General features: G+C 69.9%; 21 protein-coding genes. 6 read left to right on the top strand and 15 right to left on the bottom strand.

What is annotated here, in order from left to right:
- Positions 1-406 precede the first annotated feature (406 nt).
- Both C4K88_RS08965 and C4K88_RS08960 read left to right on the top strand, forming a co-directional pair.
- Entirely contained in the window at positions 407-1,639 is a 1,233-nt protein-coding gene (locus C4K88_RS08965; RefSeq protein WP_104121266.1) for an amidohydrolase, read from the top strand.
- A complete protein-coding gene (locus C4K88_RS08960; protein ID WP_104121265.1) occupies positions 1,636-3,084 on the top strand; it encodes an amidase in 1,449 nt (482 codons plus the stop codon). The genes C4K88_RS08965 and C4K88_RS08960 overlap by 4 nt, the downstream gene beginning before the upstream one ends.
- Here the strand turns inward: C4K88_RS08960 and C4K88_RS08955 are convergent.
- The 5 genes from C4K88_RS08955 to C4K88_RS08935 form a co-directional block, all read right to left on the bottom strand.
- Positions 3,041-3,904 carry a pentapeptide repeat-containing protein gene (locus tag C4K88_RS08955; RefSeq protein WP_104121264.1) on the bottom strand — a complete coding sequence of 288 codons (864 nt, stop codon included), beginning with the start codon at positions 3,902-3,904 and terminating at the stop codon, positions 3,041-3,043. The two genes, C4K88_RS08960 and C4K88_RS08955, sit on opposite strands and share 44 nt — an antisense overlap.
- 223 nt (positions 3,905-4,127) lie before the next feature.
- Positions 4,128-4,733: a putative glycolipid-binding domain-containing protein gene (locus tag C4K88_RS08950; protein ID WP_104121263.1), complete on the bottom strand. Its 606-nt coding sequence runs from the start codon at positions 4,731-4,733 to the stop codon at positions 4,128-4,130.
- 110 nt (positions 4,734-4,843) lie between these two features.
- On the bottom strand, positions 4,844-5,212 hold the full coding sequence (locus tag C4K88_RS08945) for a PH domain-containing protein (RefSeq protein ID WP_104121262.1): 369 nt from the start codon (positions 5,210-5,212) through the stop codon (positions 4,844-4,846).
- Positions 5,209-6,402, bottom strand: coding sequence for an NERD domain-containing protein (locus C4K88_RS08940; protein ID WP_104121261.1), 1,194 nt, complete (start codon positions 6,400-6,402; stop codon positions 5,209-5,211). Before C4K88_RS08940 ends, C4K88_RS08945 begins: the two co-directional genes overlap by 4 nt.
- Positions 6,403-6,425: 23 nt before the next feature.
- On the bottom strand, positions 6,426-7,253 hold the full coding sequence (locus C4K88_RS08935; protein WP_104121260.1) for a nuclease-related domain-containing protein: 828 nt from the start codon (positions 7,251-7,253) through the stop codon (positions 6,426-6,428).
- A 261-nt stretch (positions 7,254-7,514) separates the two neighbouring features.
- Here C4K88_RS08935 and C4K88_RS08930 point away from each other — a divergent pair, with 261 nt between their 5' ends.
- Complete coding sequence (locus C4K88_RS08930; protein WP_104121259.1) at positions 7,515-8,090, top strand: 3'-5' exonuclease; 576 nt, start codon at positions 7,515-7,517, stop codon at positions 8,088-8,090.
- A 17-nt stretch (positions 8,091-8,107) separates the two neighbouring features.
- Here the strand turns inward: C4K88_RS08930 and C4K88_RS08925 are convergent, their stop codons facing one another.
- The gene (locus tag C4K88_RS08925; protein ID WP_104121323.1) at positions 8,108-8,806 is read right to left on the bottom strand and encodes a helix-turn-helix transcriptional regulator; all 699 of its coding nucleotides are present in this window, start codon (positions 8,804-8,806) and stop codon (positions 8,108-8,110) included.
- Between the two features lie 73 nt (positions 8,807-8,879).
- Between C4K88_RS08925 and C4K88_RS08920 the strand changes: the two genes are divergently transcribed.
- The gene (locus C4K88_RS08920; protein ID WP_104121258.1) at positions 8,880-9,620 is read left to right on the top strand and encodes an alpha/beta fold hydrolase; all 741 of its coding nucleotides are present in this window, start codon (positions 8,880-8,882) and stop codon (positions 9,618-9,620) included.
- A 32-nt stretch (positions 9,621-9,652) separates the two neighbouring features.
- Here C4K88_RS08920 and C4K88_RS08915 read toward each other — a convergent pair whose 3' ends face one another.
- The 8 genes from C4K88_RS08915 to C4K88_RS08880 form a co-directional block, all read right to left on the bottom strand.
- Positions 9,653-12,193 (bottom strand): AMP-binding protein, encoded by a 2,541-nt coding sequence (locus C4K88_RS08915; protein WP_104121257.1) that lies wholly within the window; start codon positions 12,191-12,193, stop codon positions 9,653-9,655.
- Positions 12,190-13,335, bottom strand: coding sequence for an ABC transporter ATP-binding protein (locus C4K88_RS08910; protein WP_241521794.1), 1,146 nt, complete (start codon positions 13,333-13,335; stop codon positions 12,190-12,192). Before C4K88_RS08910 ends, C4K88_RS08915 begins: the two co-directional genes overlap by 4 nt.
- Positions 13,332-15,032, bottom strand: coding sequence for an ABC transporter permease (locus C4K88_RS08905; protein WP_104121256.1), 1,701 nt, complete (start codon positions 15,030-15,032; stop codon positions 13,332-13,334). Before C4K88_RS08905 ends, C4K88_RS08910 begins: the two co-directional genes overlap by 4 nt.
- Positions 15,029-16,051, bottom strand: coding sequence for an extracellular solute-binding protein (locus C4K88_RS08900; RefSeq protein ID WP_104121255.1), 1,023 nt, complete (start codon positions 16,049-16,051; stop codon positions 15,029-15,031). The genes C4K88_RS08905 and C4K88_RS08900 overlap by 4 nt, the downstream gene beginning before the upstream one ends.
- A 103-nt stretch (positions 16,052-16,154) precedes the next feature.
- Entirely contained in the window at positions 16,155-16,988 is an 834-nt protein-coding gene (locus tag C4K88_RS08895; RefSeq protein ID WP_241521793.1) for an ABC transporter permease, read from the bottom strand.
- Positions 16,978-17,925 carry an ABC transporter ATP-binding protein gene (locus tag C4K88_RS17755; RefSeq protein ID WP_104121254.1) on the bottom strand — a complete coding sequence of 316 codons (948 nt, stop codon included), beginning with the start codon at positions 17,923-17,925 and terminating at the stop codon, positions 16,978-16,980. The genes C4K88_RS08895 and C4K88_RS17755 overlap by 11 nt, the downstream gene beginning before the upstream one ends.
- Before the next feature lie 46 nt (positions 17,926-17,971).
- On the bottom strand, positions 17,972-19,165 hold the full coding sequence (locus tag C4K88_RS08885) for a LolA family protein (RefSeq protein ID WP_104121253.1): 1,194 nt from the start codon (positions 19,163-19,165) through the stop codon (positions 17,972-17,974).
- Positions 19,166-19,334: 169 nt separating this feature from the next.
- Positions 19,335-19,595 (bottom strand): GlsB/YeaQ/YmgE family stress response membrane protein, encoded by a 261-nt coding sequence (locus C4K88_RS08880; protein WP_104121252.1) that lies wholly within the window; start codon positions 19,593-19,595, stop codon positions 19,335-19,337.
- Positions 19,596-19,762: 167 nt separating this feature from the next.
- Between C4K88_RS08880 and C4K88_RS08875 the strand changes: the two genes are divergently transcribed.
- Together C4K88_RS08875 and C4K88_RS08870 are read left to right on the top strand one after the other, a co-directional pair.
- On the top strand, positions 19,763-20,245 hold the full coding sequence (locus C4K88_RS08875; RefSeq protein WP_241521792.1) for a PGPGW domain-containing protein: 483 nt from the start codon (positions 19,763-19,765) through the stop codon (positions 20,243-20,245).
- 74 nt (positions 20,246-20,319) lie between these two features.
- Positions 20,320-20,727, top strand: coding sequence for a four-helix bundle copper-binding protein (locus C4K88_RS08870; protein WP_104121251.1), 408 nt, complete (start codon positions 20,320-20,322; stop codon positions 20,725-20,727).
- A 71-nt stretch (positions 20,728-20,798) separates the two neighbouring features.
- On the opposite strand, the gene C4K88_RS08865 is transcribed toward C4K88_RS08870, so the two are convergent.
- Positions 20,799-22,034, bottom strand: a complete 1,236-nt coding sequence (locus C4K88_RS08865; RefSeq protein WP_167399007.1) for a helix-turn-helix domain-containing protein — start codon at positions 22,032-22,034, stop codon at positions 20,799-20,801.
- Positions 22,035-22,111 lie beyond the last annotated feature (77 nt).

Here is a 22,111-nt window from a genome sequence, read left to right as displayed (position 1 = left end):
TCCACGGCCGCGTGGACGAACCCGGCGACGATCGCGTCGGAGTCCGGTTCCCGCTGCAGCGACCGCGCGAGCTCCGCCAGTTCCGTGGCGAGATCGCGTACCCGTTCACTGCCGCCGTGGTGCGACGACGGCATCCCCCTGATTACCTTCAGCTTCTCGACTATCTTTCACACCTTCTTGACGTCGGATCACGATCAGTACGGGCGGCGCTGTCCCTATTTTAGTGCCCGGCTCTGTATCCCGAAACCTGCGGAGTCGCGCCAGGTGACGGGATCCGTGAGCTGACCGCGGTGAAGCTCGCTGGTCGGTGCGCCGCAGGGAGCGGCGCGCGCCTCCAGCGCCGCAACCCTGACGCCCACCATGCTCATGGATTAGGCTCTGACTTCCGTCCGCCCGAAAGGACACCATGACCATCGACACCGCCGTCCTCGGCCTCTCCGACGCGCACACCGCTCGGATGCACGAGCTCTACCGGCACCTCCACGCCCACCCCGAACTCTCGATGCAGGAGACGCACACGGCCGCGTTCATCCTCGAGAAGCTGACCCACCTCGGGCTCGAGACCTTTCTGTGTGGTGGGACCGGCATCGTCGGGATCCTCCGCAACGGCGACGGACCCGTGGTCGGCTACCGCGCCGACACCGATGGCCTGCCCATCGCCGAGGACACCGGTCTGGACTACGCGAGCACGACGACGGGCACCCTCGCCGACGGTACGGAGGTCCCCGTGATGCACGGCTGCGGCCACGACACCCACGTGACCGTGGGCCTCACCGCCGCTCAGTTGCTCACGGAGCGCCGCGACGCGTGGTCCGGCACCGTCGTGTTCATCTTCCAGCCCGGCGAGGAGACCGGCGAGGGCGCCGAGGCCATGGTGGAGGACGGGCTGTGGGACAAGGCGCCGATGCCGTCCATCATCTACGGGCAGCACGTGTGGCCTGGTCTCACCGGCACCGTGAACATCAGCAAGGGCACCGCGATGGCGATGGCGGACTCCTGGAGAATCATCGTTCACGGCCAGCAGGCTCACGCGTCCCAGCCGGACGAGTCGATCGACCCCATCGTGCTCGGAGCGCACATGATCGTCCGGATCCAGACGATCGTCTCCCGCGAGGTGCATCCCATGAAGTCGGCGGTCGTCACCATTGGCACCTTCCATGGCGGCCTGAAGGAGAACATCATCCCGGCGTCGGCCGAGTTCACCGTCAACGTGCGCACGTTCGACGTCGACGTGCGTGAGCGCGTGCTCGGCTCGCTACGGCGCATCATCAGCGCCGAGGCCACGGCGTCGGGGGCGCCGGAGCCCGTGATCGAGGAGATCACGAGCTTCCCCCAGTGCTACAACGATCCCTCCGCCACGGAGGACCTCATGGCCGTGCTCGGTGAGGTCCTGGGCGAGGACGCCGTCATCGAGTCCCCGCCCGTGATGGGCAGCGAGGACTTCGGGCTTCTGGCCGAGGCCATCGGTGTGCCGAGCGTGTACTGGTTCTTCGGCGGACACCCGCAGGGACTGCTCGACGGCGACGCCCCCGTGCCCGGCAACCACTCGCCCTATTTCGCACCGGCCATCGAGCCGACCCTGACCACGGGCGTCCGGGCCGCGATGACGGCGCTGCTCTCGAAGGTGGGTACCGCGTGAGCGGTGCGCTGCACGAACTGTCCGCCGTCGACCTAATCGGTGCCATCCGCCGCCGCGAGGTGTCCGCGCGGGAGGCGCTGGACGCGCACTTCGACCGGATCGACGCCGTCAACGGGCGCATCAACGCGGTCATCACCGAGGACCGGGACGGCGCCGTCGCGCTCGCCGCAGCGGCCGACGAGCTGACGGCGTCGGGCGCGGACCTGCCGCCGCTGCACGGGCTGCCGATGACGCACAAGGACACGCACAACACGCGGGGCCTGCGCACCACGCAGGGCTCATCGATCTTCCGGGACTTCGTGCCGACGTTCGACGACCTCATCATCGGGCGGCTCAAGAGCGCCGGCGTGGTCACGACGGGCAAGACGAACGTGCCGGAGTTCGCCGCCGGCTCGCACACCTTCAACGAGGTGTTCGGGACCACCGTCAACCCGTACGACACGAGCCGCAGCGCCGGCGGCAGCAGCGGGGGAGTGGCGGCGTCCATCGCGGCCCGCATCCAGCCGCTGGGCGACGGTAGCGACATGGGCGGCTCGCTGCGTGTCCCGGCGTCGTTCTGCAACGTGGTCGGCTACCGGCCGTCGATCGGCGTCGTCCCGTCCCTGCCCACCCGCAACGCCTGGGCATGGCTGAGCCGCAGCGGACTCATGGCTCGTGACGTCGAGGACATCGCGCTGGGCATGACGGCGATCGCCGGCGCCCATGCTGCGATTCCGTACGCCTACCCCGTGCGGGGTTCCTTCGGCGCCGGGCTGGAGCGGGACCTGACCGGCCTGCGGATCGGGTGGTCGCCCGACTTCGGGCTCGGCGTACCCGTGGACCGCGAGGTACTGCGGGTCCTCGAGGGCCAGCTGCAGGTGTTCGCCGGTCTCGGCGCGATCGTCGAGGAAGCGGCACCGGACCTGCGCGACGCCGACCAGGTGTTCGGCACCACGCGCGCCTTCGACTTCGTGCTCGGTCTGGGCGACCTCGTCGCGAAGCACGGCGACGCCATCAAGCCCGAGATCCGCTGGAACGTGGAGCAGGGGCAACGACTGACCGCTCAGGATCTGGTCGACGCCGCCCTCGCCCGGACCCGCCTCGACACCAGCGTGCGCCGCTACTTCGGCAGGTACGACGTCTTCCTGAGTCCGGCGGCGCAGGTGCTCCCGTTCGACGCCGCCGAGCGGTATCCGACGTCGCTGGACGGCGTCGCGTTCGAGACGTACCTCGACTGGATGCGTGCTGCCTGCCTGATCTCCGCGACGGGTTTGCCCGCCGTGTCGGTGCCGGCGGGGTTCAGCGCGGACGGCCTGCCGGTGGGCCTGCAGATCGTGATGCCGCACGGCAGCGATATCGAACTGCTGCAGGTGGCGTACGCGTTCGAGCAGGCCACGGGCTGGGCGAAGCGGGCGCCGGATCTCAGTCCCGCCAGTGACCGGGAGCATGCAGGTCCTCAGGGATGAGCGTGCGCGAGTCTCCCCGGGCGGCCTCGAGCTGGGACTGCGTCAGATAGAGGGCCCTGGCGAGATCGGCCCCTCCGAGTCGGGCATCCCGGAGATCGGCACCGAGGAGATCCGCCCCGGAGAGGTCGCACTCCCGGAGGTCGGCGGCGATGAGGTAGGTGCCTCGGAGGTTCGCTCCCTGCAGTGGTCGGGACCTGAGGTTCTGGCCCATGAGATCCGCGCCGGGGACGAGCCTGGCACCGAGATGATCGTCCCCGGTCGCGAGATAGGACGCTCTGACCTCGTCGCTGACGTCCATCAGCGTCGAGCGTACGCGAGCGTGAAGAGAACCGAGGTCCAGGGCGAGCACCTGCTGGGCATCACCACCCATGGCGCCCTCGATGATCGAGCGCAGGCCGTCGACCCGGTGCAGGGTGTCCGGGTCGTATGTCCTGCTGCCGGCCTCGGCCAGGTACCAGAGCATCTCGTGGAGCTGCCGGACCACCGTGAACACCGCGAACATCTCCGGCGCCGTCTCTGGTGCCTCCCTCCAGCTGACACCACGGAAGAGATGCTGCGAGACGTTCTGGCCGGCGCCGAAACAGTCGAAGACCGTGCACCCCCGGAAGCCCCGCGGCCGCAGGCGATCGTGGATGGTGCAGGAGAAGTCGGAGTCCAGGTTCCGGCAGGGAGATCCTGCGGGCTTGTCGACGGCGAAGTCCGCCGAGCGGGAGAAACCGAGTGCTGTGCAGCAGAGCGCGAAGCAGCTACTGCAGTCCGGACGGAGGTCAGTCCTGGTCAGCGGGGAGTTGGGCGGGGTGTCGGGTGCGGTGGAGTGCATGGGATCTTCTCTGGGTGAGTTCGGTGAGGGGCCGGGTGTCAGGGGAACTCGCGGGGGAGTTCCCGCCGCGGGCGCACGAAATCACCGCTTCCAGCGGAAGCGAACGGGAACCGCTGCCTGAACTCTGGATCACAGAGAGAAGAAGAATGTCACTGCGGAGAAGATACCACTCCGGATCACCGCGGTGTGATCAGTCGCTGGGGATTCCGGTGGCCGAAGTGGGTCAGTCCTCGACGCGAATGCGCCGGGCGAGCTGGGGATAATCGACGACGATGCCGTCGTCGTCGACGGTGAGCTCCGATTGGAAGGCCCCATCGGAACTGGCATAGCGGACCGATGTCCCTGTTGACGCCGGTCCGGTCGCATAGACCTGGTCGCTCCGGAGGACCCGGAGGGAGGGCATCTCGACCCATGCCATGACCAACGCGGTGTCGGGGACGGCCTGATCGAGGAGACCCAGGCGCCGGATCGGCATCGTGTTCGTGACCGGGCACAACCCGAGATCGCAGTCGACCGCACTCCGCAGGCTGTCCGGTTCCTGCAACCCGGGAGGATCGAGCGACGTCTCGCCCCAACTCGATGCATCGGCGCTCCAGCCGCCACCGCCGTCATGGGTGAGATCGAGCGTACGGCCCCACCCCCGGCCCTGGACGCTCACCCGCAGTGATCGGGTGATCCACCCCGCCCCGACCTCGAGCTGCCAGGAGCTGGCATATAACGGGGTCAGTGAGACGCCGTGCCCGCTCAGGCCGTCCTCCGCAAGGCTGAGCGCCGCGTGGTCCAGGCGATCCGGGTCATCGATGCCGCGCCAGCTGAAGAGTGAGGTCATCACCCCAGCATGCCGCGGTGCTCCGGCACGGGACAAGGAGGCTCGTCTCAGGAGTAGCAGTGCATCGGGGTGGACCTACCCCGTGAGGTAGCGGGCGCTGCGTGCTTGGTTCACCTGTTGATGAGGTGCCACAGGATGACGTCGTGGGCGTGCTTGGCCTTCTCATCACCTCGGAAGTCGGCTTCGAAGGCTTTCGATCCTGCTGACACGGCGATCGACGAGCTGGACGCGAACTTCCCGAGCATCGACTTGTTGGTCAGCATCGATACCGCCTGGATGTTCCGATAGGGCAAGGACGTCAGTGCGACCTTGTTCCCCACGAAGCTCTTGTCCTGAAGAATCACACGCTGGTTGGTGAGTCCGATGAAGCCTGTCCCGACTCCGATGCAGTCGTAGACGGCAAGGGCATGCTCTCCCTGCAGGAGCCCGGACAGGATCATCTGGAGCTGCTCCGGCCGGTCGTGAATGATCTGGGTCATACGGCTTCCTTCTGGGGGTTGGGCGAGCTGACGGTTCTGACGACGGAGGGGTCGATGGGATCCCTGACGATGCAGATTCCTGCCGCCTCAGCCTGGGCATGGCACCACTTGGACAGTCCGCCGGGCGTGAGATCGGCGAGTTTCGCCTCGCCCGTGAGGTGCTGGCCCACGAAGGAGCCGAACAGGCCGACGTGGACCCCGCTGCGCTTGAGCTGTTTGTCCTGAAGGGCGGCGAGAAACGCATCCCGGAGGTGCTCCGACGTCGGCCCGGAGGCCGGCACGAGGCGGGTCACGTGTCCCTTCAGGTGACCAGCCACAGAAGCCCTGGCGGCCTTTGTAGTCACCGTTGGCGACGAGGATGTCGCTACCCCAGCCAAGGGCTGCGGCTGCGCGTCGCTCAAACGCGTCGCGAGGGGCGCCGGTACGTGTGTGGCTGCCACGATCGGAGCCGGTGGTGCAGGTGGTGCGGGCACGGCCACCGGAGGCGCGTCGATCAGTGACGCCAGTTCGAGGTGCAGTGCCGCCAGTTCACGATGGATCGCCGCCATGCGAACAGCAGGGTCGGGGCGGACAACCGGCGGAGGGTCGAGCTTCCGGCGCACCGCCGAACCGATCGAGCAGCGGAAGAGCTCGGCGAGGGTCTCCGCCAACGTGAGCCGAGCCACGGCACCCGACACCAGCAGGGGAGCGGTGACCGCCCTGCGCTCGACCAGAAGGGCCAGCTGCTCGAGGGTGCCGTGGACGGCACCGTAGCGTAGGCGCTCCTGCCGGGTCGCCGTATCGATCTGTGGAGAATAGACGCTCGGATACAGGTTGAGGGAATGCTGGTCGACGGACGGGAAGAACTCCCTGCAGACGTCCTGTCGCAGCACCCGGCGGACGGCCTGGAGCTGCCGGCCGACCTGCTCGACGGGATTCGCGACGTCCCTCCCGCTGGCCAGGGTCCAGGGCTTGCCCTCGTCCATCACCTGCAGGACGTTCGCCGGGTACCGCTTCCACTCGCTGAGCACGAAGGTCCCCCGGAGCGAGTTGTAGAAGAGCCAATCCACCTCGGCCACCGGCAGCCCCGGAGCATCCACCCGGCCATTGCTGAACGCCCAGACGTGGTGGCCCAGCAACTGGTGCAGGCGGTTGACGTCGAGGGGGTCCGGCCGGTGCGCGGCGGTGTTCTTCGAGGGGAAGTGCAGCAAGGGAGGGCCTTCGGGTCGGGAGGTCAGAAGGGTAGCGCGCCCACGGCGGACGCAACGGTCGCCGCCGGCACCGCGAGCAGCCAGCCGAGGCGTCGCCGTCGTGCCTGCTCCACCAGCCGGTGCAGGGCCTCGAAGGATCGCGCGACCTCCACAGGGTCGCGGAGCTCTGACGGCGTACGCCGCCAGGTCGACGGCTGGGCTGCGGCCGCCGCCAGGAGGGCGACCTGCTGCTCGGTATGGATGACGGGCCGGCGGGTGATCCAGCGCAGCAGTTGGCCCTCGGTGAGCACCGTGACTGACTTGTGAATCTCCTTCACGGTGACCTGCTGCGCGCCGACGACGACGATCGCGGCCTCCGCAGTCACCGAGTGGCGGACTGCCGCCGAGAGCAGCTTCCCGGCCCGGGCTGCCTCGTGCTCCGCGTTCCGGATGTAGGGATGGCGCGTCCCGGCGACCAGGAACGTGCCCTTCGCCGTCCAGATCCTCTGACCCGGATGCCGCTTCGTGTTGAGGGTGAAGACGCCCGTGGGCCCGATGACCACGTGGTCGATGTCGGCCGACTTCTCGCCGACGGGAACGGCATGCAGGACCGTCCACTCCGGTCCCAGTGCTGAGAGTATCCGTCCCACCGCGCGCTCGCCGAGTGCGCCCCAGTACCAGGGGCGGCTCGCGGCGTCGAGGAGGTGGACGCCGAACACCCGGGCGGCGCGGCTGCGCGTGTCGCGGTTCCCGCGGACCTCGAGCAGTTCCTCCATCACGGACTGCCCCGGGGCACGCCGCCGCAGGAGGCCGAGGCCCTCCGGCTCGGTGTAGCCGCCCTCGGCATCCGGCGGTTCGACGGCAGCACTCATGGCCTCGTCCTCGTGCGCATCCGGGTCCCCTGCCGCTTCCCTCGCTCATGATGGCGATCGGGCAGGCTGAGCCCCACCCCGATCACCTCGAACCTATCGGTTGTAGGTCGACCCAGGGCCGTGTCGAGGCGCCGTTTGTCAGCAGGATTCCATCAGCATTCCCGCACCGGGCACGGGGCGATCCTTCGTGGGTGAAGCGTCCGATGACGGTTAGGCTGTCCGGGGCCACCCGACCGGGTGGCGGCAGCGTCAGGGAGCATCATGCACGGTCTCAACTTCACCGCGATCGACTTCGAGACGGCGAACAGCAAGCGCGGCTCGGTGTGCGCCGTAGGGCTGGCGAAGGTGAGCGACGGCGTCGTCGTGGAGTCCGCGTCCTGGCTGATCAAGCCGCCGCGCGCCGTCAGCGAGTTCTCACCGATCAACATGTCCGTCCACGGCATCCGTCCCGCCGACGTCCGCATGGCGCCGGGATGGACGGAGAGCCTGGGACGCATCATGGAGTTCGCGGGCGACGACCGCTTCGTGGCCCATAACGCACCCTTCGACCGCTCCGTGCTGCGCGGTGCATGCGCGGAGTCGGGGCTGGCGGCCCCGGAGAACCCGTTCCACTGCTCGGTGGTTCTCGCCCGTCGGCTCCTGGGCCTTGAGGTGAACAAGCTCCCGCACATCGCCAAAGCCCTCGGCCTGGGCACCTTCCGGCATCACGACGCCGGCAGTGACGCCGAGATCTGCGCGGCCGCCGTCGTCGCGATCGCCCGGAAGCATGCGCTGCACTCCCTGGATGTGCTCTGGCCCGCGGCAGGGCCGACGTCGAGCGGTGCCCGACGAGCCTGAGGAATCGACCGGGTTCCTCACGCGCCCCGGCCGTGTACCGGCCTGGCGTTCGCCGGCGGCTCTCCGACCTCGTCGACGGTATGCCCACCACAGGCCGTCCTGGTGACGGTGGCCCGCTCGATGCGCGACACTGTGAACCATCGCACGGCGTTGCGCAGGCGGCACCACCCGACGAAGTACCACTGGCCATTCGTGGAGGCGAACAGCACGGGTTCGACGTCGCGGGTGGTCGAGGTCCCGTCTCCCGCCGTGTAGCGCAGACGGATCACCCGCTGTTCTGCCATCGCCTCCTCCAGCGCAGACCTGACGATGCGCGAGGAAGCGGGAGGCGCGGTGACCCAGACGCGGCCGGCCAGCTCGTCGGCTCGGGCCCGGGTCCTGGGATCGAGGACGTCCAGGATCTTCCGGACCCCGGCTGCTGCCAGATCGGCGTAGGGGGCATCGGGCGCAGCGGACACGGCCGCCATGAGCGCCACCGCCTGCGCCGGGGACAGACTCACCGGTGGCAGGGACGCTCCTGCCGTCACTCCGTAGCCACCACCCGGGCCCGGACGTGACCAGACCGGGACACCACCGCTCTCGAGAGCCGCGAGGTCTCTCTTGATTGTGCGCACGGACACGCCGAACTCTCCCGCCAGGCGTTCGGCGGAGCACCCTCGCGATCCGCTGCGACGCAGCATCTCGGACAGGGCATGGAGTCGCTCCGCGCGCTTCACCGATCCGCCCAAAATATATTCATGCCATAAATAGTGACATGCACCTGCCTGCAGCATCTCCGAAGGTGGTGACATGACACCTATGACGAGTAGTCCGACCATCCTTCTCATCGCCGGTCACTGGCTGGGCGCCTGGGCATGGGCCGACGTCCTCGACCACCTCAGCACCGATCACCCCGGCGCCATCGCGATGACCTTGCCTGGCCTAAACGGGGACGATCCTGACCGTGCGGTGAGGACCCTCGACGATCAGGCGGCAGCGATCCTGGACGTCCTCGCCCGATCCGGGGTCTCCGAGGATCAGCCCGCGGTCATCGTCGCTCACAGCGGAGCCAACGCCCCCGTCAGCCTCGTCCTCGACCAGCATCCCGCGCTCGTTCGACGGGTGGTGTGGGTCGACTCGGGGCCCATGTCCACGGGAAGCGCTTTCGCCCCGAACCTCCCGGAGGAGGTGAAGGAGCTTCCACTGCCGTCCTTCGACGTCCTCGAGCAGCAGGCGAGCCTCGACGGACTGAGCGCAGAAGTCCTCGAACGCTTCCGGGCCCGGGCCGTCCCCGAGCCCGGCCCCGTACTCCGCCAACCCGTCGAACTCACCAACGATGCCCGACACGCCGTCCCGACCACCCTGGTGTGCTGCTCGATCCCGAGCGCGCAGGTGCTGGACATGGCGCGCGCAGGCCATCCCATGTTCACCGACGTCGCTGCCCTCGAACACCTCGACGTCATCGACCTCCCGACCGGACACTGGCCCATGTGGAGCCGGCCCCGCGACCTCGCCCAGGTGATCCGGTCAGCGGCTTCCCGAGCCACCTGATGGAAGGCATCACCTGACCTCGCGGCCCGGCCCTAACCCGCCAGCTGCCGCGTCCGCCACCGCGGGACGGCGGTCGGCAACCACCGGCACAGCGCCCAGTAGCCGACCCCGACGGGCAGGCACCCGATCACCGCGACCACCGGGCCCAAGGGCATGAGCACCGGGTAGACGAGCCAGTGCGTGAGGTAGATATACAGGGACGCGGCAGCGAGCCAGCCCGTCACGCGCCGGAGGACGGACGGCACGGGCAGCATCGGCACCCACGTGATGAGCAGCAGGCCCACCACGATGGTCACCTCGCGCAGCGGGTCCTCGAAGGAGCCCGGCACGGTCAGCGCGGCCAGGACGGACACCAGCAGGCGACGGCGTGTGCTGTCCGCCCGCGCGACCGCCCAGCCGAGCACGAACAACCAGAACACGGGCAGCGGCTTGGGCAGGCCCGGATCCACGATGTCGTACCGGCTGAGCAGCGTGACCGCGAGGAGCCCGAGCGCGAAGGCGAACGGCAGGCGGCGTTCGAGGCGGTCCAGCCAGGGGATCGCGAGCAGGGCCATGACGGCGACGAGCACGTACACGAGCATCTCGACGAACCAGAAATGCCACTCGCTCGTGACCTCCTGCGGCCCCACCATGCCGTTGAGCAGGAAGATGTTGGCCACGCTGTAGTCGTCCGTGAGGACGTAGGCCACCGCGATGAACGCCACGGACGGGACGACGATCCTCGCCAGGCTCCGGGCCTGGCGCCGCAGCCGGCCGGACCGCGTGCCGGTGAGCTGGAAGCGCGCGAAGTTGAAGCCGGCGATGACGAAGAGCAGGTGCGCGGTGTGGAACGTGAACAGCTCCACATGGGCGGCGACGATGCAGACGGTGGCGACGGCCCGCAGCACGATGGACGGCTCCAGGAAGGAGACGAACCGTCGGCGCCGCCGGGGCGCGCCGCGGCCGGCCAGCTCGCCGACCGACCGGAGGTGCCAGTCGGCGGGCAGCCGCCCGAGCGCCGCCTCCAGCCGGACGGACAGCGCCACGTAGGAGAGCGAGTCGCCGTCGAGCGTGACGAACGTGTCCGCGCTCCGTACGTCCTGGCGGTCCAGGCACTCCGCGAAGATCCGCGGGACGTCGGCAGGCCCTTCCCGTCCGGGACGCTCTTCCGGGGTGGAGGCGGCCGGGGTGGAGGCAGACGGGGTGGAGGGGGGCGCCGCAGGGGCCGCGAGGCGGAGGACGGCGGGGTAGTCGATCTTGCCAGTGCCCAGGCGGGGCAGGTGTTCCACGAGGTGCACTCCGACGGCGGCCCGGGGGAGCCCGAGGTCGACGGCGAGGAGCTTCGCCAGCATGCCGGCGTCGTGTTCGCCCTCGACGGCGATCACGAGGCCGTCGTCGTCGGACCCGGCGACGGCGGCGACGGCGCCCAGGTCGGCGAGGATCCGCTCCACCTGCCCGAGGTCCACCCGGAGCCCGGCGACCTTCACGAAGCGGCTGCGGCGGCCCATCACCTCGTAGAGGCCGTTCGTGTGCCGCCGGGCGAGGTCGCCGGTCCGCAGTTCGTGTACCGTGCGCCCGAGCGCGAGGTCCTCGGGGCTCTCGGCATAGCCGAGCATGACGTTAGGGCCGGAGTAGACGAGTTCCCCGTGGGGCAGGCCCCTGATGGGATCGATCCTGAACGAGCCGCCCGGGATGGCCACGCCGATGGTCCCCGGGTGCTCCGCCGCGAGGTCCGGAGGGAGGTAGGCCATCCGTGCGGTGGCCTCCGTGGCTCCGTACATGACGAACAGGTCCCAGCCCCGGCGCTGGCCGGTCTCCGCCCAGCGCTGCACCTTCTCCGGAGCCAGCCGCCCGCCGGCCTGCGTGATGTAGCGCAGGCTCGGCAGGTCCATGTCCGCGAAGCCCACGCGCTCCAGCAGGTCGAAACTGTAGGGCACGGCCGCGAACGAGGTGGCACCGCGCTCGCGGACCACGTCCCAGAAGCAGGGGTCGACGACGGACAGGTCCGTGAGCACGAGGCCGGCCCCGCGGGCGAGGTGGCTGTTGACCACGGACAGTCCGTAGCAGTAGGAGAACGGCAGGGTGGTGGCGGCGCGGTCGTCGGGGCCGATGCCCAGGTACGCGGCGATGGACTGCGCGTTCTCCTCGAGGTTCGCCCGGGACAGCCGGACGAGTTTCGGGGAGCCGGTGGAACCCGAGGTACTGACCAGCAGTGCGAGCTCCGGGTGGAGGTCGTGGCGCGTACCGGGCCGGCGCTCGTCGACGGCGAGGGAGCCGCCATCGGTGCTGAGCACGACGTCGGGATCGTAGGCGGCGACGAGCGAGGCCAGCGCAGCAGGCTTGTCCGCCGGCACGAGCAGCAGCGGGTGGCCGGCCGTGACGGCTGCGAGGTACGCCACGAGGGTGTCGAGGTCGTTGCGGGCGGCGAGCAGCACGAGCCGCCGCTCCGTGCCGAGGCGCACGACGACGTCGTCGACCCGCGCCGCGAGCTCGCGGTAGGAGAGCACGCCGTCGGCGGTGAGGATCGCGGGCCGGTTCCCGTGGCGGGCGAGATCGGTGAACGTGGCCTCGGAGAGCTGCGGGTCGATGCTCACGGGAGAACCGGGGGACGCGGGGCGTTGCGGGGCGGAGTGGTCACCGCGCGGTCGCCGACGAGGAGCGTGGGCGCGGTGCCGGCAGCCACGGTCACGGTGACCGCCGTGCCGACGGGGTGGCGCACGTCGTGGGGCTGCCAGGACCGCACGGTCCGCCCCGAGGCGAGCCGCACGTGGTGCAGGACGAACGCACCGTGGTACTCGACGCCCGAGACATGAGCGGTGGCGTTCGGCTCCGCGCGCAGGGCCACCTCGTGGGGCCGGAGGACGACGTCGACGGCGACGTCGCTGTCCGCCCACCCCGGGACGGTGGAGACGATGCCGATCTCGCAGGTCAGTAGGGCGCGGTGCACGCGGGCGGGGAGGAAATCGGCGTCGCCCATGAACGAGGCGACGAAGCGCGTTGCGGGCTGCTCGAAGACCTTCTCCGGGACGTCGGCCTGCTCGATCACGCCGTTGTGCATGACGACGACGCGCGTGCCGACGGACAGCGCCTCGGTCTGGTCGTGCGTGACGAGGACGCCCGTGGTGCCGGTCTCCCGCAGCGTGGCCACGGTGTCTCGGCGCACCTGCGCGCGCAGCGACTCGTCGAGGCTGGAGAACGGCTCGTCCAGGAGGACGACGGCGGGGCGCGGCGCCAGCGCGCGGGCGAGGGCGACACGCTGCTGCTCGCCGCCGGAGAGCTCGTGCGGGTACCGGTCCGCGAGATGGGCCAGCCGGACCAGGTCCAGGAGGTCGCCGACACGCTTCCGGCGCTCCGCCCGCGGCAGTCGGTCGAGGCCGAACGCGACGTTCCGGGCAACGCTCAGGTGCGGGAAGAGGGCGTGGTCCTGGAACACGAGCCCCACCCGGCGGTTCTCCGGGTTAACGAACCGGCTCCTGTCCGCGACGACCTCCCCGGCGACGGTGATCCGTCCGGCGTCGGGCCGTTCCAGCCCGGCGACGAGCCGCAGTGTCGTCGACTTGCCGCATCCCGACGGGCCGATCAGCGTCACGAGCTCGCCCGTGGGGATGGCGAGGTCGAGCGACTCGACGCCCCGGGAGGATCCGTAGTGCCGGGTCACGCCTTCGAGGGTGAGCGCGGGCGGGGCGCCGGCGGTGCCGGTACCGGCCGGTGGGGCGCTCTGCATCTGTGCCGTCACTGGCCTTCCTTTCCGGACGTGGTCCCGTGTACTTCGCGGCGCCGGGTCTGGCGGACGAGGACGAAGACGGGGATGATGGCCGCGGCCACGATGACCAGGGCCGGGAGGGATGCCTTCTCCCAGAAGTTCTCCCGCGCGAGCTCGTACACCCACACCGACGCGGTGGTGAAGCCGAAGGGCCGCAGGAGCAGCACGATGGGCAGCTCCTTCACGGCGTCGATCACCACCAGCATCAGGGCGACGGCGACGCCGGGGCGTGCGAGGGGGAGGTGGACCCGCCGCAGGATGCGGTGCGGTCCGGCCCCGAGGCTCAGGGCGGAGGACGTGATGGCGGGGGTGATCTTCTCGAGGCTCGCGCCGACGGACTGGTAGGCCGGGGCGAGGAACCGGATCACGTAGGCGTACAGGATCCCGACCACCGAGCCGGTGACGATCAGCCCGGTGCCCCCGGGGACGCCGGCGCGTTCCAGGGCGGTGTCGAGGGTGGCGAAGGACAGCAGGACCCCGATCCCGATGACGGCGCCGGGTACCGCGTACCCGAACGTGGTCAGCTGCGCGGCGAAGGAGACGACGCGGCCCCCACCCATGCGGATCGCGTGGCCGACGCCCAGGGACACGGCCACGCACGCGACGGCGGTGATCATCGCGACCAGGAGGCTGTTGGCGAGGTACTCGACGAAGCGGGGATCGGCGAGGAACCCGGCGTCCGCGGCGATCTGCCCGAAGGCCCAGATCAGCAGCTGCCCCACGGGGATGAGGAACCCGGCGGAGAGGGCCGCCACGCACGCGGCCGTCGCGGCCCAGGCGGGGGCGCCCCGCAGCCGTTCGGGGGAGAACCCCTGCCGGCGTCCGCCCTGCTGGTGGTAGCGCGCCCGGCCCCGCAGCGCACGCTCCGCGGCCAGGACGGCGACGGCGAACAGCAGGACGAGGACGGCGAGCTGCGTCGCGGCGTGGAAGTCGAACGTGCCCTTCCAGACGAGGTAGACGCCCACGGAGACGGTCTGCACGTTGAAGTACTGCACGGTGGCGAAGTCCGTGAGCGTCTCCATCATCACGAGGGCGAGTCCGGCGGCCAGGGACGGTCGGGCGAGCGGCAGCACCACGCGGCGCAGGGCCTGCCCGCGGGTGGAGCCCAGGGTGCGGGCGGCGTCGTACGTCCCGGAGGACTGCTCGATCAGCGCCGAGCGCGCCATGAGGTAGACGTACGGGTAGAGCGAGAGCGTCATGACGAGGATCGCGGCGGGCAGCGAGCGGACCTCGGGAACCCAGACGTCGGTCCCGAAGACGGTCCGCAGGAGCGACTGCACCGGGCCGGCGACGTCGAACACGGAGAGGAAGACGAACCCGAGGACGTAGGCCGGCACGGCCAGCGGCAGGACGAGCAGCCACACCAGCAGGTCACGCAGCGGGAACCGGTAGGCGGTCACGAGCCAGGCCAGGCCCCCGCCCACGACCAGGGCCCCCGCGCCGACGCCCAGCATCAGGGCGAGGGTGGTGAGGATCATCGGGATCAGATCCCGCGGCGGGGTGGTGCTGCCGAGACTCCCGAGGCCGTCGACGACGACCGCCAGGACGGGGGTGGCGACGACGACGGCGACGACGACGACGAGCGTCGACCAGGCCGGCCGGCCGACGCCGTACGTCCGGTACCGCCGGCGGGGCGGCCGCGGCTCGGCGAGCGCCGCCGTGTCGGTCACTTGTATCCGGCCTCGGCGAGCAGGTCGACGGCGTCGGCGTTGAGCGTGCCGTAGGCCTCGGCGTTCAGCGGCATGCGCGTGAACTCGCCGAAGGCAGCGATGACCGGCTCCGGCTCGACGGCCGGGTTGACGGGGAACTCGTGGTTGGCGTCGACGAAGGCGTTCTGGCCGTCGGTGGCGAGCCATTCGATGAGCTTCTGGGCGTCCTCCGCGTTGTCGGAGCCCTCGACGACGCCCGCGCCCGAGATGTTGACGTGCGTGCCGGCGCCCTCCTGGCTCGCCCAGAACAGGTCCACGTTGAGGTCGGGGTTCTCCTCGAGCGTCCGTGCGAGGTAGTAGTGGTTGTTGATGCCGACGTCGCACGTCCCGGCGTCGATGGCCTCCAGCAGCAGGATGTCGTTGCTCAGGATGTCGACGTCGTTGGCCACCCAGCCCTTCACGATCTCGAGGGCGCGGTCCCGGCCGTGGAGGTCGATCAGGCTGGCGACGAGGGACTGCGTGTAGGCGGAGGTGGCGTCCCGCATGCACAGGCGGTCCTTCCACTTCGGATCGGCGAGGCCCGCGTAGGTGTCGGTGGCGTCGAACTCGGCGGGGTCCACCGCGTCGGGGTTGTACGTGACGGTCCGTGCGCGCAGGGCGAGCCCGTACCAGCGGCCCTCGGCGTCCCGCAGGTCCTCCGGGACGGCCTCGTCGAGTGCCGGGGAGTCGATCGCGGCGAGTTCGCCCTGGCGTGCACCGTTCCAGAGGTTGCCGGCGTCGACTGTCATGAAGACGTCCGCCGGGGTGTCGTCGCCCTCGGCCTTGAGTCGCTCGAGGAGTTCGGCGTCGTCGCCGCTGATGAACTCGACGGTGATGCCGGTCTCCTCGGTGAACTGACCGAAGGCGCCCTCGAGGTCGTAGTGCCGCGCCGAGTAGATCTGGAGATCGGCGGAGTTGCCGCCGATCGCGCTGCAGCCCGTGAGGATCGACGTCAGGGCGGTCAGGCCGACGAGGGTTTTCGTCAGGGGGCGCGGGTGCATCAAAATCTCATCTCAGGCAGTGGGGGAGTCGTCGGGAGGGCACAGCCCTCACGAGGCAAGGGTAGCCTAATCTAAGTCGCCGGTGCCATTCGGCGTCCGGTGGTCAGCTCAGGACGTCTTTCGTGCTGAACCGCCCGTAGGCGAGGGTCCCGAACACGGCGATGTAGCCGAACTGCAGCAGGGCATTGTCGAGGAAGCTGTTCCAGACGAGGGGCTGCCGCAGGAAATCGCCGAAGCCCAGCCAGTAGTTGGTGAACAGCCAGGGGTGCAGCCATTCGAGCTGGGGGAGTGCGCCGAGGATCTGCGCGACGGCGGCCAGCGCGGCGGTAGCGGCCATCGCGCCGACGGGGATGGTGGTGAGGGTGGAGATGAACAGCCCGATGGCGCTGAGCCCCATGAGCGACACCGTCACGTACAGCGCGAGCAGCAGGAGCCGGCCGAAGTAGCCGGTGATGCCCACGGTGTCGCCCGACAGGAGCGTCACGGGGCCTACGGGGAACAGCAGCGCTCCGATGATCGCCCCGGTGACCACGACCGTCAGGGTCGCGACGAGGCAGAACAGGGCGGCCCCCGCGTACTTCACGAGCAGCAGCCGGAGGCGCCCCGCCGGGGCCACGAGCAGGTACCGGAGGGTGCCGAGGTTCGCCTCACCCGCGATGGTGTCTCCCGCGACGACGCCGATGGTCAGGGGGAGGAACAGCGGGATGGCCACCGTCAGCGCCGTGAGCGAGACGAACAGGCCGTTCTGCGTGATGCTGTCGAGGAACGCCGGGCCGCGGCCGCTGGCCGAGCCGTCGGAGGCGACGCGCACGACGACGGCGATGAGGATGGGAATCAGGGCCAGCGCGCCGATCATCGCCCACGTGCGGAGCCGCCGGAAGAGGACGGTGATCTCGGACAGGACGAGGGTCAGACCCAGGGAGCGTTCAGCCGGCAACGTCGAACCCCTCTCCGGTGAGTGCGACGAAGCGGTCCTCGAGCGAGGCGCCGCTGGCCTCGAAGCCGCGGACCCGCACGTCGGCGCGGACCAGGGCGGCGTTGACCGCCTCGGGCAGGAGGCCCGGGACGGCCAGTTCAGCGGCGACGACGTCGTCGCGCCCGTGCGGTTCGGGGTGCAGGCCGAGGCCGGACAGGACCCGACGGGCGTCGGCGACATCCGGCGTGGTGACGCGGACCCGGACGGTGCCCGCGGCCCGGAGCTCTTCCAGGGACCCTTGGGCCACCAGCCTGCCGGCGCTCATGACGGCGACCATGGTGCACATCTGCTCCACCTCGGCGAGCAGGTGGCTCGATACGAAGATGGTGGTGCCGTCATCGGACAGGGACCGGATGAGGCTGCGCACCTCGCGGGTGCCCTGCGGGTCGAGGCCGTTGGTGGGCTCGTCGAGGATCAGCAGATCCCGCGGGGCGAGCAGTGCATTGGCGATGCCGAGGCGCTGCTTCATGCCGAGGGAGTAGGCGTGCGCCCGCTTCTTCGCGGCGTGGCTGAGCCCCACACGCTCGAGGGCGGCGTCCACGCGCTGGTTCCGGGTGGTGGGGGAGGTGTGGCGGTCGGCGGCGTCGAAACGCTGCAGGTTCGCCCGCCCGGAGAGGAACGGGTAGATGGCGGGGCCTTCCACGAGGGCTCCGACGCGCGGCAGGACGCTGCGCGCCTCCTTCGGCATGGCGCCGTCGAGCAGCCGGATCTCCCCGCTGGACGCCGCGGCGAGCCCCAGGAGGACACGGATGGTGGTGGTCTTCCCGGACCCGTTGGGGCCGAGGAAGCCGAACACCGTGCCGCGGGGGACGGCGAGGTCCACGCCATTCACGGCTTTCTGGCGGCCGAACACCTTGGTCAGACCATGGGTCTCGATCGCCAGTCCGGCGCCGCTCACCCGCGGACCTGCACCGATGGTGCGGGGTCCGCGGGGTTCCTGGCGATCACCGCTGGGCTGCGGCGGCGAGCTGGTCCACGCCGACGGCGCCCGTGAGGATGCGGCCGTCGTCGGTGATGAGCACCGAGACCAGGGAGGTCTGCAGGGCGTTGCCGCCGTCGACCTCGGTGAGGGCCTGGTCCAGCAGCGCCTGGGCTCCGGCGACCTCCTGGGGATCCATACCGGGCTTGATGTCCATGATGTCGCTCATCCCGGCGGCCCCACCGCTGCCCGGGGTGACCCCGAGCTTCCCGGCGGTACCGGCGGGAAGCTCCACGATGGCGCTCCAGCCCTCGCCGAGCACGACGGGCTCCTCGGCGGCGGCCGGCTCGTCCTTCGCCTCCATGCGTGCCTTGGCCTCCTCGGCCGTGGGGACCTCGGTGACGGTGGCGTCTGCCGGCGGCGTGAACGCGAAGAGGGCCGCGTCGGGGGTGCTGAAGTCGACGGCGCTGAAGCCTGCCTGGAACGCGGGGTCCTCCTGGCCCTTTGCCTGGACCGTGACGCTGAGCGGGACGCCGGTCTCGGAGTCCACGGCGACGGCGATCGAGCCGATCAGGGTCGCGGTGTCCTCGGGGGTCAGCAGCAGTTCGTACGCGCTGCGGCCCGCCACGCGGCTGGTGCCGTCAACGGTCACCTCAGTAGTGGGGTCGATCTCCGCGAGGAACATGGTGGCGAGCTCCGCGGGGGTGCGGGGGACGTTCTGCAGTTCGGGGTATTCGGCCGCCTTCTGCTGCAGCGCCGCCTCGAGTTCGGCCTTCGCGGCGTCGCGGTCGGGCAGGACGGCATGGGTGGCCTCATTGGTGCTGGAATCGTAGAACCAGACGTCGTCCTGGGTGACGACGACGTCGCGCTGGGCGAGCTGGTCGAGCACCTGGACACGGGCCCGGTCGGGACCGTCGACGTAGACCTGGGCGGTGTGGTCGGCGGTGAGGAGCTCGAGTGCGGTAGAGGTGGGGTCCGAACTGGACGTGCCGCCCGGAGGGGTGGCCATGCTGAGGTCGGGCAGGCCGAGGTCCGAGGACTGCTCGACGGTGCCGGAGTAGGCGTCGTCGGTGCTGGTGGCCACGAATTCGAGCAGCTCCTGCGCGGTCTTCGCGGGGAGTTGCGGTTGGGCCTGGGCGATGGCGGATCCGCTCACGGCGGCGGTGACGATGACGACCGGGACGATGCCGGCGGGGAGCCAGCGCCAGTTCTTGTTCATGATTGAGCCTTCCGAAACGAATCTGTGCCCCATCTGGTGCCTACGCTACACCCGCAAGCTGGACGTTCTGCGGGCACGGGTACTGGGTGAACGAGCGGAAGGGTCGAGGCGTGCCGGGCACGAAGAAGGGGCGGCCGGAGCCGCCCCTTCGGATCGTGCCGGGGGGAAATCAGCGGGTGACGCGACGGCGACCCGAGAGGCTCTCGGCGACGCCGATCAGGAGTACCGCGGCGATGACCGAGACGATGAAGCCGAACACATTCAGTTCCATGATCTGCCCGGTGCCGATGAAGCTGGCGATGGTGCCGCCGATGAGTGAACCGACGATGCCGAGCAGGAGCGTGGCGATGAGGCCGAGGTTCTGCTTGCCCGGCTTGATGAGTCGGGCGAGGGCGCCGATGATGAGGCCGGCGATGAGGAATCCGATCATGATGAGTCTCCTTCTGAAAGCCCGCGCTGTGCGGGAAGTCTGTGTCGCTTACCGAACGGTGCATGATCCACCGCCTGGCAACCCGTGGTCCGGGGAGCGCTCGGGGTTGTCCCCGGTGTCGATCAGTTCAACGATAGAGGAATGCAAAGCGTACTGAGTAATTCCTGATGTCGAGGGTTCCCCGACAGCGGCGCCGCACGGGCTCCGTCCTCGCGGGCCGGACCATGCCCCGGGGCGCTGCCCGCGTTCTCGGACTGGTGGTCGGATGGCTCCTGGTGCTGGCCGGCCTCGCGGCCCTCGTCCTTCCGGGCCCGGGCCTGCTGGCCCTCGTCGCGGGGTTGACCGTCCTCGCCCAGCAGTACGCCTGGGCGCGGCGGTGGCTCCGGCCGGTGAAGCGGAAGGCCTTCGCCGCCGCAGCCCAGGGGGTGCAGAGCACGCGCAACATCACCTTCAGCGTCTCCGGGGCGCTCGGTCTGGTTCTGCTCGGCGTTCCGTGGATCGTCCAGCCACCGGCTCCCGGCTGGTGGCCGCTCGCGGAGCGGTGGTGGCTGCCGGGCGGATGGAGTGCCGGATCCAGCCTGATCCTCTCCGGCGTGCTGGCCGGCGCATTCATCGGCTACAGCATCCGGCGCTTCCGCCCGGGACCGTGACACCCTCCAGCTGCTAAGCGTACTGTCGAACGACCTCAGGACCTCATACCCGGAACCGACCGAAGGAGAGAATCATGTCCAACGCCCGCACCATGCTCGACACCTATCCGAAGGATCGCGACGGTTTCGACAGCGATCTGCTCGCCCGGTGCATCGAGGCCTGCTTCGACTGTTCCCAGACCTGCACCGCATGCGCGGATGCCTGCCTGGCCGAGGACATGGTGGCCGAGCTGCGCAGTTGCATCCGGACGGATCTCGACTGCGCCGATATCTGCGCGACAACCGGACGGGTGCTGTCCCGGCAGACGAGCTATGACGCCGCCGTGACCCGCGCTCTGCTCGAGGCCTGCCGGACGGCCTGCCGGACCTGCGGTGACGAGTGTGCCGGGCACGCGGGGATGCACGAGCACTGCAGGGTCTGCGCCGAGGCGTGCCGTCGCTGCGAAGAAGCGTGCGCCGCACTGCTCGGCTCGATGTCCTAGCGGCAGGTCGCGCACTCCCACCGTGGTAGGCCCGCGCGGCAGGGTGTCGCGAGTGCTGTGGGTGGTGCGGGTCAGCCGGAGAGGCCCCGGACCTGGTCCATGAGCTCACGTGCCTTCTCGTCCGCGCCGGCCTCGGAGTGCAGTCGGGCAGCAGTACTCAGGTGGTGGGCGGCCTGCTTCGGGGATTCGCGGGCCGCGTAGTACAGCCCGAGGCACTCCTCGAGCTCCGTCTCGGCTTCGAAATGGAGCAGGTGGCGCTGGTCGATCAGCCCTTTCAACAGCCTCTCGGCGGTGTCGAGGTCTACCGTTAGGACGGCGAGCTTGGCCTGCGCGAGTGCGAGTTCCAGCCTCTGGACCTCGGTGCCCACGATCTGGAGCCCGAGTTCCGCGTTGGCGATCGACGCCCGGACGGAATCGTCGACGAAGCCGGCGAGCAGCCTGTAGGAGGCGCTGGCGCCATGGAACTCCGTCCAGGTCTGCAGGTCGGCCTGCGGTAACAGCAGGTCGCCCGCGAGGGCGTAGTACTTCTCGCCGACCTCCGGGTCCCCGCGACGGAAGGCGACGTTGCCGATCGCCCACGCTCCTCGGGCGATCAACAGGGAGGGGGCGGGGGACGTCCCGTCGGTGATGTCCAGGCTCGTCGCCACGTCCCAGGCCTCGTCCAACTCGCCCTTGACGGAGAGCGCGGCGATGAGGATGAAGGCGGCCTGCAGGCGGGCCGGCGCATGGTTCGGGAGCCCGGCGGCGAACTCCACCGACCGGTGTGCGAGATCCACGGCTTCCGCCAGCCGTCCCGAACTCCGCGCGATGGTGGACAACCGCCCCTGGACGATCGACCGCAGCTCGGGTGTGGCAGCCATCAGCGACGACCGGTCCATGGTCAGGAGGACCGTCTCCGCCTCGTCGAGCCGACGCAGGCTGATCAGCGACTGCGCCTGGAGCATGGACATGTCCCACCACACCGGAGCGTTCCGCTGCTCGTACGCGATGCCCGCGGCGTGCTCGGCCTCGCAGGCCGCCAGAGCGTTGTCGTGCATGTCGCGTGCGTAGTTGGCGGCGAACATGGCCGTGGTGAGGCCTGGCTGGTCGTCGGCGGCCGGCTGTTCCACCCACCAGTTCAGGGTCGCGGCGTCCATGCCGAGCCGCACGGCGAAGTGCTGCACCATGTCGGGTGTGGGCTGGCGCAGTCCACGCTCGAGCAGGGAGACGAAATGGGTCGAGTAGACCCCGTCTCCCAGTTCCGCCTGCGTGAGCCCTGCAGTGGTGCGCGCCTCGCGCAGCATGTCGCCGAATCGCATGATGTCCATCCCCCGAAGAAAAGCGGCCACGTCGGCCTGCTCCCAGCGAGACCCGTTCCGTGACATCACTTGTTCTAGCAGATACC

It is taken from the genome of Arthrobacter pityocampae (assembly GCF_002927275.1).
Lineage (GTDB): Bacteria > Actinomycetota > Actinomycetes > Actinomycetales > Micrococcaceae > Arthrobacter_D > Arthrobacter_D pityocampae.
Note: the sequence above shows the minus strand (reverse complement) of the source record. Positions and strands in the feature narration are given on the sequence as shown.

Bases quoted from the DNA above. Each gene is read 5' to 3' on its own strand.
- C4K88_RS08930 (WP_104121259.1), top strand. From the start codon at position 7,515: ATGCACGGTCTCAACTTCACCGCGATCGACTTCGAGACGGCGAACAGC.
- C4K88_RS08955 (WP_104121264.1), bottom strand. From the start codon at position 3,904: ATGCACTCCACCGCACCCGACACCCCGCCCAACTCCCCGCTGACCAGG.
- C4K88_RS08875 (WP_241521792.1), top strand. From the start codon at position 19,763: ATGTCGAGGGTTCCCCGACAGCGGCGCCGCACGGGCTCCGTCCTCGCG.
- C4K88_RS08965 (WP_104121266.1), top strand. From the start codon at position 407: ATGACCATCGACACCGCCGTCCTCGGCCTCTCCGACGCGCACACCGCT.
- C4K88_RS08945 (WP_104121262.1), bottom strand. From the start codon at position 5,212: ATGACCCAGATCATTCACGACCGGCCGGAGCAGCTCCAGATGATCCTG.
- C4K88_RS08870 (WP_104121251.1), top strand. From the start codon at position 20,320: ATGTCCAACGCCCGCACCATGCTCGACACCTATCCGAAGGATCGCGAC.
- C4K88_RS08950 (WP_104121263.1), bottom strand. From the start codon at position 4,733: ATGACCTCACTCTTCAGCTGGCGCGGCATCGATGACCCGGATCGCCTG.
- C4K88_RS08865 (WP_167399007.1), bottom strand. From the start codon at position 22,034: ATGGACATCATGCGATTCGGCGACATGCTGCGCGAGGCGCGCACCACT.
- C4K88_RS08885 (WP_104121253.1), bottom strand. From the start codon at position 19,165: ATGAACAAGAACTGGCGCTGGCTCCCCGCCGGCATCGTCCCGGTCGTC.
- C4K88_RS08920 (WP_104121258.1), top strand. From the start codon at position 8,880: ATGACACCTATGACGAGTAGTCCGACCATCCTTCTCATCGCCGGTCAC.
- C4K88_RS08880 (WP_104121252.1), bottom strand. From the start codon at position 19,595: ATGATCGGATTCCTCATCGCCGGCCTCATCATCGGCGCCCTCGCCCGA.
- C4K88_RS08935 (WP_104121260.1), bottom strand. From the start codon at position 7,253: ATGAGTGCTGCCGTCGAACCGCCGGATGCCGAGGGCGGCTACACCGAG.
- C4K88_RS08900 (WP_104121255.1), bottom strand. From the start codon at position 16,051: ATGCACCCGCGCCCCCTGACGAAAACCCTCGTCGGCCTGACCGCCCTG.